Source organism: Stenotrophomonas sp. STEN022 (assembly GCF_056760155.1).
This window is the reverse complement of sequence record NZ_JBRREG010000119.1, coordinates 1-11,468: the sequence shown is the minus strand read 5'-3', so window position 1 is coordinate 11,468 and position 11,468 is coordinate 1. Positions and strand designations below refer to the sequence as shown.

The 11,468-nt window shown below is 64.3% G+C and carries 12 protein-coding genes; 2 read left to right on the top strand and 10 right to left on the bottom strand.

Features of this window, described 5'->3' with window-relative positions; translation table 11 throughout:
* Positions 1 to 61: 61 nt before the first annotated feature.
* The 3 genes from ACVOMF_RS18660 to ACVOMF_RS18650 all read right to left on the bottom strand — a co-directional run bounded on the left by ACVOMF_RS18660 (position 62) and on the right by ACVOMF_RS18650 (position 2,288).
* On the bottom strand, positions 62 to 505 hold the full coding sequence (locus ACVOMF_RS18660) for a hypothetical protein (RefSeq protein ID WP_481510594.1): 444 nt from the start codon (positions 503 to 505) through the stop codon (positions 62 to 64).
* A gap of 179 nt (positions 506 to 684) precedes the next feature.
* A complete protein-coding gene (locus ACVOMF_RS18655) occupies positions 685 to 1,638 on the bottom strand; it encodes a calcium/sodium antiporter (RefSeq protein ID WP_481510593.1) in 954 nt (317 codons plus the stop codon).
* A gap of 77 nt (positions 1,639 to 1,715) precedes the next feature.
* Positions 1,716 to 2,288 (bottom strand): lectin, encoded by a 573-nt coding sequence (locus tag ACVOMF_RS18650; RefSeq protein WP_481510595.1) that lies wholly within the window; start codon positions 2,286 to 2,288, stop codon positions 1,716 to 1,718.
* 153 nt (positions 2,289 to 2,441) lie between these two features.
* On the opposite strand from ACVOMF_RS18650, the gene ACVOMF_RS18645 reads away from it, so the two are divergent.
* Entirely contained in the window at positions 2,442 to 2,990 is a 549-nt protein-coding gene (locus ACVOMF_RS18645; RefSeq protein ID WP_481510592.1) for a hypothetical protein, read from the top strand.
* Between the two features lies 1 nt (position 2,991).
* Here the strand turns inward: ACVOMF_RS18645 and hmgA are convergent, their stop codons facing one another.
* From hmgA to hppD, 3 genes are all read right to left on the bottom strand, one after another.
* Complete coding sequence (hmgA, locus tag ACVOMF_RS18640) at positions 2,992 to 4,290, bottom strand: homogentisate 1,2-dioxygenase (protein ID WP_481510591.1); 1,299 nt, start codon at positions 4,288 to 4,290, stop codon at positions 2,992 to 2,994.
* Positions 4,291 to 4,377: 87 nt separating this feature from the next.
* Complete coding sequence (locus ACVOMF_RS18635) at positions 4,378 to 4,857, bottom strand: endonuclease domain-containing protein (RefSeq protein ID WP_481510590.1); 480 nt, start codon at positions 4,855 to 4,857, stop codon at positions 4,378 to 4,380.
* Between the two features lie 101 nt (positions 4,858 to 4,958).
* Positions 4,959 to 6,068, bottom strand: a complete 1,110-nt coding sequence (gene hppD / locus ACVOMF_RS18630; RefSeq protein WP_481510589.1) for a 4-hydroxyphenylpyruvate dioxygenase — start codon at positions 6,066 to 6,068, stop codon at positions 4,959 to 4,961.
* A 128-nt stretch (positions 6,069 to 6,196) separates the two neighbouring features.
* Between hppD and ACVOMF_RS18625 the strand changes: the two genes are divergently transcribed.
* The gene (locus ACVOMF_RS18625; protein ID WP_282271784.1) at positions 6,197 to 6,691 is read left to right on the top strand and encodes a MarR family winged helix-turn-helix transcriptional regulator; all 495 of its coding nucleotides are present in this window, start codon (positions 6,197 to 6,199) and stop codon (positions 6,689 to 6,691) included.
* 13 nt (positions 6,692 to 6,704) lie between these two features.
* On the opposite strand, the gene ACVOMF_RS18620 is transcribed toward ACVOMF_RS18625, so the two are convergent.
* From ACVOMF_RS18620 to ACVOMF_RS18605, 4 genes are all read right to left on the bottom strand, one after another.
* Positions 6,705 to 7,835 (bottom strand): hypothetical protein, encoded by a 1,131-nt coding sequence (locus tag ACVOMF_RS18620; protein WP_481510588.1) that lies wholly within the window; start codon positions 7,833 to 7,835, stop codon positions 6,705 to 6,707.
* A gap of 276 nt (positions 7,836 to 8,111) precedes the next feature.
* On the bottom strand, positions 8,112 to 8,705 hold the full coding sequence (locus tag ACVOMF_RS18615; protein WP_481510587.1) for a thioredoxin family protein: 594 nt from the start codon (positions 8,703 to 8,705) through the stop codon (positions 8,112 to 8,114).
* A gap of 11 nt (positions 8,706 to 8,716) precedes the next feature.
* Positions 8,717 to 10,225 (bottom strand): peptide MFS transporter, encoded by a 1,509-nt coding sequence (locus tag ACVOMF_RS18610; RefSeq protein ID WP_481510586.1) that lies wholly within the window; start codon positions 10,223 to 10,225, stop codon positions 8,717 to 8,719.
* 205 nt (positions 10,226 to 10,430) lie between these two features.
* Positions 10,431 to 11,291, bottom strand: a complete 861-nt coding sequence (locus tag ACVOMF_RS18605) for a tryptophan 2,3-dioxygenase (protein ID WP_282271794.1) — start codon at positions 11,289 to 11,291, stop codon at positions 10,431 to 10,433.
* Positions 11,292 to 11,468: the final 177 nt, after the last annotated feature.

The window sequence follows — 11,468 nt, the reverse complement described above, 5'->3', positions numbered from 1 at the left end:
GCACTACATTGGAATACTGGCAACGCCTCTGCCGAGCATGGCTCGGCACTACAGGTCCGCTTCAGCGCAGCTGCAGCTGCGTGGCGTCATCTACCCGCACATGCGTCTGGTAGTAATACTTGTCGCTGACGCGCCTGCCATCAGCAACGAACCCGATACGCACCATCCGCGCCGTACCCCGCACGAGAATCGCGCGTCCCTTCAAGGCTGTGCCGGGGTCCGACCCGTATTGAGCCACCATCTCCTGAAGCGCATCGGGCCCGATGCTGATGCTCAGGTTGCGCGGATCGCGGTAGTCCGATTGGGAGTTCAGGTACAACCTGCCATCGGCATTACCACTGGCACGCACCGTCAGCGCAAACACGCCATCCACCCCGCGCTGCGGCCCAGCCGCAGCCGCCAGCTGCACCGCCATGGATGGGTCCACCCATGTGCTGCCACGGCCGACATGCGCACATCCCGCCAAGCCCATGCACGCCACAGCCATCAACAAAAACCTACGCATGCTCGACTCCTTGTCAGCTTGGAACCGTTGATTCAAGCCCAGCCCGGGCAATGAATGCAAGAGACAGACGCCTCATACGCAGCAGCGCCAGCTGACCTGTGGGAGCAGCGGCAACATGGCATGTGATTGCATACAACCCGGCGCTTTCAGCTGCGCCAGCTTCGCGGCTGACGCTGCTCCTACAAGGTGAACAGCGCCAGCTCCAGGCCTACCCACGCCAGGAACGCGGCGAACAGCACTGCGGCTTCGCCGCGGCTGACCTTCAGGTCGCCGCGCAGCATCGGGTACAGCATCAGCACGAACACGATAGCCGCCGGCAATTCCAGGCGCACGAACGAGGCCGGCAACGGCATCGGCCGCAGCGCCGCCATGCCACCAATCACCACCAGCACATTGAACAGGCTGGAGCCGATCACGTGGCCTACGACCATGTCGCCCTGCCCGCGTCGTGCAGCGGCAATCGCCGCGGCGACTTCCGGCAAGGCAGTGCCGATGGCCACCGGCAACAAACCGGCCAGCAACGGCGACATGCCCCAGCCCGCGCCAATCACCGGCGCAGCCTGCACTACGAAACGCGCGCCGTAGTACAGCACCACTGCCGCGATGACGACACGGATGATGTTGAGCCCGAGCACGGTACGGGTGGTGGCGTAGTCAGCGATGCTTTCCTGCAATGCCGCCGGCTCATGCCGTGCACGCTTCAACAGGAACGCAAGCACGCCGACAAAGCCCAGCAGCAACACAACGCCTTCGATACGGCTGATCGCGCCATCCAGGCCGAACACGATCAAGGCCAGCGTCGCCACCGCCAGCAGCACCAGCAAGGGCGACAGCAGGCGCGTACGCACCACCAGTGGGAAAGCCAGCGCAGCCAGAGCCAGGGTCAGGCCAACATTGACGATATTGCTGCCGACCGCGTTACCCAGCGCCAACTCCTGCGCACCGACGGCGAAAGCACGGGCATTGACGACCAGCTCCGGCAACGAGGTACCGAAGGCCACCAGCAGCAAGCCGGCGACGAAGGGCGAGGCACCGAAGCGCTGGGCCAGGCCGGAGGCGGCCTTGACGATGGAGTCACCGCCCAGGGCCAACAGCACCAGCCCCAGTACAAACCATGCGATAGCTTCGAACATTGCGCCTCCCTCCCCTGCAGTGATGACGGCAGTGCCGGGGACATACCCGCGCAACCGCCTATGGCCGCAGCAGGGTATCAGCCACAGCCTTCCACGTAATCCACCTGCGGCGGCAGGCCTACGCGCCAGAGCGTGGCCTTGCCGTCGGCGCCCAGCTCGAACACCAGCACGCCCTGGCTGCCATCCGTTGCGGGCACCCGCAGTACCTTGCCGCCTTCCACGTATTTGTGCGACTGCAGCGGCTCTGCCTGCGGGTAAAGCACCTGCAGCTGGGCCAGATCCATGCCGATCTTTCCACCACCGGGTGCAACCGTAGCGCCACCGCGTACGTCGTAGCGGACGAATTTGCCGCCTTCCAGCATGAAGAACGGCCCGCCCTCACTGTGCGCGGCCGGCGACAGGTAGTAGCAGCCGCCATCGGCCGCGGCATCGCCCTGCAGTTCGCCCGTCCATACCGTGCGCAGCTGCTCGGCATCGATGCCGAGTTGTGCGGCGCCATAGCCCTGCCAATCGGCATCGCTGGCTGCAACCGGGGCTGCGCCAGCCGGAGCGGAAACAGGAGCAAGAGCAGGAGCGGCAGGTTCGGCAGCTGCCGGCTCAGCCGGCGGCGTGCGCTGGCATGCCACCAGCAGGACGGTGAACAGTGACATCGGCAGGGCAATGCGCTTCATGCAACAGCTCCGGGCGGGTTCGCGGCCGAGTCTAGCGGCAACTGTGCCCGGCCAGCGCGAAGACAGGCTTGTCATCGTGGTTTCACCTGATGGCGACAGGCTGGGCGCCTACGTCGCCCGTGCCCACCGCCCATGCAACCGCACAAGACCGAACTTGGCCACACCGTGTTGCAGACGCACCGCGCCGCGCTGGACCTGCGCCAGCGGCGGGCATTGATCCTGTGCGACGGCAAGCGCAGCCTCGCCGAACTGAGCGGCATGCTGGGCAACGACGTCCCCGAACTGATCGCGCAACTACAGCGTGATGGCTATCTGCAGGTGGAATCCCCACCTGCACTGGCGGCGACGAGTCCGGCTGCGAAGCCGCTTGCCGAGGCGGCCGCGTCGCCCGCCGCCATGCCACGTGCACCGGTGGAGCGGCGCCGTTCGATGGTCGCAGCGCGCATCTATGTGCTGGACATCCTCGCCCTGCAGCGCAATCCCACCGCCGCGCAGCTGCACAAGCTGCTGCAGGCAGCGCGCGAGGAAGGCGACACCGTGCAGGCACTGAAGCTGGCACTGAGCCATCTGCCGGCAATGACCTCGGACGGCTACACCCAGCGTGTGCGTGGGCGTCTGCAGGAAGTGCTGCCGGAAACGCATCTGGCAGCGGTGCTGGAACCAGCACCGCTACCGGCCTGAATCAGGCCTTGGGCGGCGTGAAGTTGTTGCGCAGCCCGCTCCAGCAGGTCTGGTAACCGCGCTGGCGGTGCGCGGCCTCCATTGCCTGTTCGGTCGGGCAGATCACGCCACGGGTCTCGAACATGAAGGCCATGGTGTCGGTGATCACGTCCGGCTTGGACAGGTCAGCGTGCGAGGCCTTGTCGAAGGTGGCCGCATCCGGACCGTGGCCGGTCATGCAGTTGTGCATGGACGCACCGCCCGGCACGAAGCCTTCGGCCTTGGCATCGTAGGCGCCATGGATCAGGCCCATGAACTCGCTGGCGATGTTGCGGTGGAACCACGGCGGACGGAAGGTGTTCTGCGCCACCAGCCAACGCGGCGGGAAGATCACGAAATCCAGGTTGCTGGTGCCGGGGGTATCGCTGGCCGAATGCAGCACCAGGAAGATCGACGGGTCCGGATGGTCGTAGCTGATCGAACCGATGGTGTTGAAGTGGCGCAGGTCGTAGCGGTACGGCGCGTAGTTGCCATGCCAGCCGACTACGTCGAGCGGCGAGTGGCCGATGTCGGCGCGCCACAGACGGCCCTGGAATTTGGCGACCAGCTCGAACTGGCCGTCGAGGTTTTCGTAGGCGGCAACCGGCGTTTCGAAGTCGCGCGGGTTGGCCAGGCCGTTGCTGCCGATCGGACCGAGGTCGGGCAGCTTCAACAGCGCGCCGAAGTTCTCGCAGACGTAGCCGCGTGCCTGCCCGTCCGGCAGCTCGACCGCGAAGCGCACGCCGCGCGGAATCACCGCGATCTGCTGCGGTTCGATCTCGATCACGCCCAGCTCGGTGCGCAGGCGCAGTCGGCCCAGCTGCGGCACGATCAGCAACTCGCCGTCAGCGTTGTAGAAGTAGCGACCACGCATGTCGGCGTTGGCGGCGTACAGATGGATGCCGGCGCCGGTATGCGCTTCGGCCGAGCCGTTGCCGCCCATCGTGTACAGGCCATCGATGAAATCGGTGGGCGCGGTGGGCAGCGGCAGCGGGTCCCAGCGCAGCTGGTTCGGCGATGCAGCGGCCTTGCTGAAATCGCTGTGCAGGCGCGGCTGCTCGAACGGGGTGAACTCACCGTGCATCGCCGCCGGGCGAATGCGGTACAGCCAGCTGCGGCGGTTGCTGCCGCGCGGCGCGGTGAAGGCGGTGCCGGTCAGCTGCTCGGCATACAGCCCGTGCGCCACCTGCTGCGGCGAATTGCGACCCACCGGCAAGGTGCCGGGCACAGCCTCGGTGGCGAATTCATTGCCGAAGCCGGATTGATAAGCGTTGCTGACCATCACGAACCTGCCTGTGTTGTTGCATTTAAAGCCCCTCTCCCTCCGGGAGAGGGGTTGGGGTGAGGGTAAGAGCTGAAGCATTGCCGCTTAAAGCCCCTCCCCCTCCGGGGCCGGGGCAGGCTGCTTGCGAACCATTGGTTCGCAGCCTGACTCGGCGCCCTTGCGCTGGCCGCAAGGGCCGGGGCGCGGAGCGGGGGTTGGGGTGAGGGTAAGGCTTTCAGCCATCATCAAAATGGCTTCCAGCACCGCATCCACCTGCAGCAGCACATCGTTGTCCCAGAAGCGCAATACGGTCAAACCTTGCTGCTCCAGGAAGCGAGTGCGCACGCGATCGACGTCTTCATTGTGCTGTGAGCCATCCAGCTCCACTACCAGCCGTTTGGCCTCACAGTAAAAATCCACGATATGCGGCGGAACCGGATGTTGCCTGCGAAACTTCAACCCACACAGCTGGCCGTTCCTCAACCTGTTCCAGAGCTTGCGCTCGGCGTCGGCCAGGCTACGACGGAGCCTGCGGGCACGATCAAGGGTAACGGTGGGTAACGGCGGTTTGCTGCTATAGCTCATGAAACGGCCTCCTTGCGCCTTTCATGATCTTTAGCAGCTTCACCCTCACCCCAACCCCTCTCCCAGCGGGAGAGGGGCTATGTCCTATAGCGCGTTACGTCTTACAGCACGCCACGATCCATCTGGTCGCGCTCGATGCTTTCAAACAAGGCCTGGAAGTTGCCTTCGCCAAACCCTTCATTGCCCTTGCGCTGGATGATCTCGAAGAAGATCGGGCCGATGCAGTTCTTGGTGAAGATCTGCAGTAGCTTGCGCTGCTTGGTTTCCGGGTCGGCGTCGATCAGGATCTTGTTCTTGCGCAGGCGCTCGACGTCTTCACCATTGTTCGGGATGCGCAGGTCGACCACGTCGAAGTAGGTGTCCGGCGTATCCAGGAAATCAATGCCCTGTGCACGCATCGCTTCGACGGTGTCGTAGATGTTGTCGGTGAAGCAGGCGATGTGCTGGATGCCCTCGCCCTTGTAGGCGTCGAGGTATTCGTTGATCTGGCTCTTCGGGTCGGAGGACTCGTTGAGCGGGATGCGCACGACGCCGTCCGGTGCGGTCATCGCCTTGGACACCAGGCCGGTCTTTGCCCCCTTGATGTCGAAGTAGCGGATCTCGCGGAAGTTGAACAGACGCTCGTAGTAATCCGACCACTGCTGCATGTTGCCCAGGTACAGGTTGTGGGTCAGGTGGTCGATGAAGGTCAGGCCGAAGCCGGCCGGGTTCTGGTCGACACCTTCGATCGGCTCGTAGTCGGTGTCGTAGATGCTTCCGGCACCGCCGTAACGATCCACCAGGTACAGCATGCAATCGCCAATGCCCTTGATCACCGGTGCCGGTACGGCGCGGGTCTCGGCCAGCAGATCCACTTCCTCGGCGCCGTTGCCCAAGGCCGCTGACAGCACCTCGGCAGCCGGCTTCTGGAAGCGGATGGCGAAGCCGCAGGCGCTCGGGCCATGCTTGGCGGCGAAGTCGGCGGCGAACGAATTGGGCTCCTCGTTCACAAGAAAGTTGACGCCGCCTTGACGGTAGACGGTAATAGCACGCTGCCGGTGGCGGAGTACGGCCGTGAACCCCATGTTCTTGAAGTAGGCGTGCAGCTGGGCAGCCTGCCCAGCCGGTGCGGCGAACTCGACGAACTCAAAACCATCGATGCCCATCGGGTTTTCAAAGGTGGTGACCTGCATGCCCAGGTTGGGCGCGTTGGATGCAGTAGGGGTATTCATGGGTTGCCTCCGGGAGCATGGCGGTCGCCGGGGTACCGGCGATGAAAACAGGAAGATCCGCCCCAAAAAGCGGGTCTGGACCGAAGGTTATAGTTTCACATGAAACCACCATCAAGGTGCACTGCAGCATGAGCTCTTCCGATTACAGCAAGTCCACCAGCATCCGCGCCTCGCACGTGTTGCTGGATCTTGAGCAGTTCCTGCCTTACCGCATCAGCGTCTTGTCCAACCGGGTCAGCGGCAACATCGCCCGGCTGTACGGCGAACGCTATGGCCTGGCCATTCCCGAATGGCGGGTAATCACCATCCTGGCGCTGTATCCGGGCTCCTCGGCCAGTGAAGTGTCCGAGCGCACGGCAATGGACAAGGTGGCCGTCAGCCGCGCCGTGGCGCGCCTGCTGGAGCGCGGCTTCATCAAACGCGAGACCCATGGCGATGACCGTCGCCGCTCGGTGCTGGCGCTTTCCGCTGCAGGCTTCGAGGTCTACGAGACCATCGCGCCGATGGTGATCGAGATGGAACGGCGCCTGATGTCGGCACTCACCGAGGACGAGGAACAGGTACTCGAACGCCTGATCACGCGCTTGGCCGATGCCGGCCTGCAGCGCATGAACGAGGGTTGATCGTCAGCGACGATCAACTCAGGTGCTTGCGCCGCGCATAGATCCACGGTGCGGCAAGGGCCGCGATCGCACCACCTGCAAAACCCAATGCCGCCGCCACCGCCGCCGCTTCCACGCGGCCGGGCAAAGCCAATGCTGCAAGCAGCAACAGGCCGGCCGGCAGACCGATGAACGAGGTCAGGAAGAACCGCCAGCGCGGCACCCAGGTGTGCAGCTGCATCAGGCTGGCGCCGGTCCAGGCATCGTTGGCTTGGTCACGTCTGATTTTGTCCACAAGCTTGACCAGATCGACTTCAGCAGTGCCCTTGCCCATGCGCGCCAACGCCAACTCCGCGCCAACGTCGGTCGGTGCCGGCCAGTTGGACGGCCATGCTTCTGGCGCAGCAACGCCATAAGCGGTCAACAGCGGTAGCGACAGCGCCGGCACCGGCAGCGCACGTAGCCGCCGCTTGTCCATCACACACCAGATTTGAGTCAGGCCGTCATTGTTGACCTGATAGAGCGCGAGCTGTTCCGGCGCCGGGTAAGGCAACGCCGTCACCCGCGCCGCCATCGATTCCACCCCCATCGCGCGCAGAAAGCCGACGCGGCTGCGGCCGGAGTGCGCCCAGCCCAGGCCCAACGGCGACAGCAGCATGACTTCGGCGTGATCATTGACGCCGCTGTTGGCGCGCTCATCGCTGGCCAGAAAGGCCGACAGGGAATTGGGTTCGGCCACATCGGGCTTGCCCCAGCGCTGTGAATGGCCGAGCAGGAACTTCAACGGCACGCGTGCGGCGATGGTTTCGCCACACACGTTGTCGGAGGCGAACGGCACCACGCTGGCGACGAAGGCGCGCAGTTCGTTGCCGGGCGACGCACTCCACTCCGGTGGCAGCAGGCCGGCCAACAAGCCGTTGCGGGTCAGCTGATCGATCTGTTCTTTCTGTTCCACCAACCGGATGACGGCCGACTGCAACATGATGTTGGGCGGCACCGCGGCCTGCGGCAGCCTATAGCGCGGCGGCGGTGCGGATTCTTCCGGCGCTGCGCTTTCGTCCAGCAGTTCGTCCACCGTGGGCAGGCTGGTGCTGGCGAGCTCCTGCTCAACCGTTGCGGTGCTGGAATCGGGGCTGGCAGCTGGCTGCATGATGAGGGAGGGCAAGGCGCCGGATGCAGAGGGATTGATTCGTTAGCGGCCGCTGGCGAACAAAATGAAGATGACGGCTGTGGCCTAACCCCCTCCCTTGCGCATAGCGCAGGGGAGGGTTGGGGAGGGGTGCTTTGGCTTTGGCTTTGGCTTTGCTGCCAGCAAACAGCTAACAGCTAACAGCAAAATCAAATGCCCCCCTCCCCAGCCCTCCCCTGCGCTATGCGCAAGGGAGGGAGCACAAAAAAACGGCGCCTCTCGGCGCCGTTTTTGTTCAACCACATCGCAGGCTTACTTAGCCGGCGGTGCCCATGCCTTCAGGAAGGCATCGAACTTGGCGCGGTCGTAACCCTTGCCCTTCTCCAGATCGCCCGTGAACTGCGAATGCAGCAGCTGGCCTTCGGCATCCAGCACGAACAGGTGCGGGTAGCCCTTGATCTCCGGGAAGCGCGCAAGAAACTCGGCGTTCTCGTTCTCTTCGCTGTAGTTGACCTTCATCCACACGTAGTTGGCATCGCGGAAGCGGCGCAGCTCCGAATCACCTTCCATGAAGGCGTCCAGCAAGTGGCACCAGGAGCACCACTCCCCGCCCACGTCCAGGATGATCCGCTTGCCGCCACGCTGGGCCTCGACCTTGGCCGTTTCCAGATCCGCGACCGGGTCGCGGGCAGGGTCGAACTGCGCGTTGAGCCCAGCCACCGCAGCGATATCCGCTGCGGTGGGGGTATTGCCCGATGCCACCGGTTGGCTGGTGTCAGCCACCGGTGCCTTCTGTTCGGAGGTATCCAGCGGCTGCACCGTTTCAGGTTTGGCGGGCGGCGGTTGATTGCAGCCAACCAGCGCCACGGTGAGCAACAGGGGAACCATTCCAAACAGCAGTTTCATCGCCTGACTCCTTACTTCACGCCGTGCATGAGCTTGTTGATCAGCGGAGCGACCAGGAACAGCACCACGCCCGAACCCACCAGGGCCCAGAAGCCGAAGGTGTAACCGGACTGCGCCGACGCCACGGTCATGCCGCCTTCGCCGCTGACCTTGCCGGCAAAGATACCGGCCAGATTGTTACCAATGGCGATCGACAGGAACCAGCAACCCATTGCCATGCCGGCCAGACGGGTCGGTGCCAGCTTGGTCGTCATCGACAGACCGATCGGCGACAGGCACAGCTCACCGATGGACTGGATCACGTAGACCGCGAACAGGGTCCAGAACGGGATCTTGCCGGCATCGTTGACCATGCTCGACAGCGCAACCATCAGCAGCAGGAAGGCCAGGCCATTGAAGATCAGGCCCAGGCCGAACTTGCGCGGAATCGACGGATTGGCCTTGCCCATCTTGACCCACATCCAGGCCATGATCGGCGCACAGACGATGATGGCCACCGAGTTGACCGACTGGAACCATTCCAGCGGGAAGGTCCAGCTGCCGAACTCGCGGTTGACGATCTTGTCGGCGAGGAAGGTGAACGAGCTGCCGGCCTGTTCGAAGAACATCCAGAACAGCACGTTGAACACGAAGATCACCAGCATGGCGATCACCTTGTCACGCGCGACCGAGCCACTGCGGATGCCTTCCACCAGCAGCATCAGCGCCGGCACGATGAACAACGTCATCAGGATGGCCTGCAGCGCGTTGGCATCAATGGTCAGCAGGAAATAGAACACCGGAATGCCGATCAGCAGGCCCAGCGCAGCCACCAGTCCGACGCGGCCCAGGCTCTTCTGGCCTTCTTCCGGCAGGCCGATGCCCTTGAGCTGGCTACGACCGAACCAGAACCAGATCAGGCTGGCCACCATGCCGATGCCCGAGGCGATGAACACCCACTGGTAGTGCGGGTCCTGCTCGGTGCCGAAGACCATCTTGGCCAGCGCACCGGTGATGACCGGGGCCAGCAGGGCACCGATGTTGATGCCCATGTAGAAGATGGTGAAACCGGCATCGCGGCGTGCATCACCCTGCACGTACAGCTTGCCCACCATGGTCGAGATGATCGGCTTGAACAGGCCGTTGCCGACGATGATCGTGGCCAGGCCGAGCTTGAAGATCACTTCGCTGGGCGAGACCAGCATGAACAGGCCGATGGCCATGAACAGTGCGCCCAGCAGGATGGAGCGCTGGAAGCCGACCAGCTTGTCGGCGACGTAGCCACCGAAGATGGCGCCGGCATAGACCAGCGCCAGGTAGGCACCGTACAGCTCGGCTGCAGGCTTTTCGCCCGAGGCCAGGCCGCCCTGGAACTGCGCGACGATGTACAGCACCATCGCCCAGCGAATGCCGTAGAACGCAAAGCGCTCCCAGAATTCGGCCATGAACAGCATCCACAGTGGCTTCGGATGGCCGAGGATGGTCTTGAACTCCGGCACGGGCGCCGGGGTTGGTTCGGAATTCGGCGCGGCAGCGCTCATGCGGTGTCCCCTGATCGAAATGGGCAATTACAGAAAGTCGGCCGGAACCGGCGCGACGGGCGAGGATCACAGAAGCGTCGGCTTCACGTCAAATACATACTGCTGCAACCAACAACTGCGCCATGGCTGGACCGAGCTCTCCGAGCCCAGCCCATGGTGCATTGCAAGCCGCTGAATAGGCTGGATTTTCAACCCCAGCAAGGGCTCAGGCGTCGCCGCGGATGGTGGTACGCACTTCGAACAGCTCGGGGAAGAAAGTCAGCTCCAATGCCTGCCGCAGGAAGCCCACGCCGCTGGAACCGCCGGTACCGCGCTTGAAACCGATCACCCGCATCACCGTGCGCATATGCCGGAAGCGCCACAGCTGGAACTGGGTCTCCAGGTCCACCAGGTCCTCGCACAGCGAGTACTCGCGCCAGTAGCGGTCGGTGTCCTGGTAGATGTTCTCGAATACCTGGCGCAAGGCCGGGTCGCTGATATGTGATTGGGTCCAGTCATGGCCTTCGTAGGCCGCCGGGATGGCATGGCCGAAGCGCGCCAGGTAGGCCAGGAACTCCTCGTACAGGCTGGGCGCTTCCAGCACCTCACGCAGCTGCGCCTGCCCTTCCGGGTCGTGGGCGAACACGTTGAGCATGTCGGCGTTCTTGTTGCCGAGCAGGAATTCGATATAGCGATATTGCAGCGACTGGAAGCCCGAGGACGGGCCGAGCACGTCGCGGAAGCCCATGTACTCGGAGGGCGTCAGGGTCTCCAGCACCGCCCACTGCTCGGTCAGCAGGCGCAGCACCTGCTTGGCCCGGGCCAGCACCTTGCGGCACTGCCAGACCTCGTCGCGCTGCATGTGGCCGCGCGCCGCGCGCAGCTCATGGGCCAGCAGCTTGAGCCACAGCTCCGAGGTCTGGTGCTGGATGATGAACAGCATTTCGTCGTGGTGCGGCGGGTTGGACAGCGGCTGCTGGGCTGACAGCAACTGGTCCAGGCGCAGATAGCCGCCGTAGGTGAGCCGGCCCTGCAGGTCGGTATGGATACCGGCTTCGAGCTCACGCTGGTTCTTTTCTACGGTCATCGGCCTGGCCATCGTATGGGGCGGCAAGGGTAACGCAGCGTTGGACCTTCTGTAGTGGGGGGGGCGGGGGGGGGGGCGGGGGGGGGGGGGGGGGCGGCGGCCCGCGCGGCGGGGGGCGCGCCCCGGGCCCCACCGGCGCCCCGCCCCCGGCGGGCGCGAGCCCCCCCGCCCCGCGCG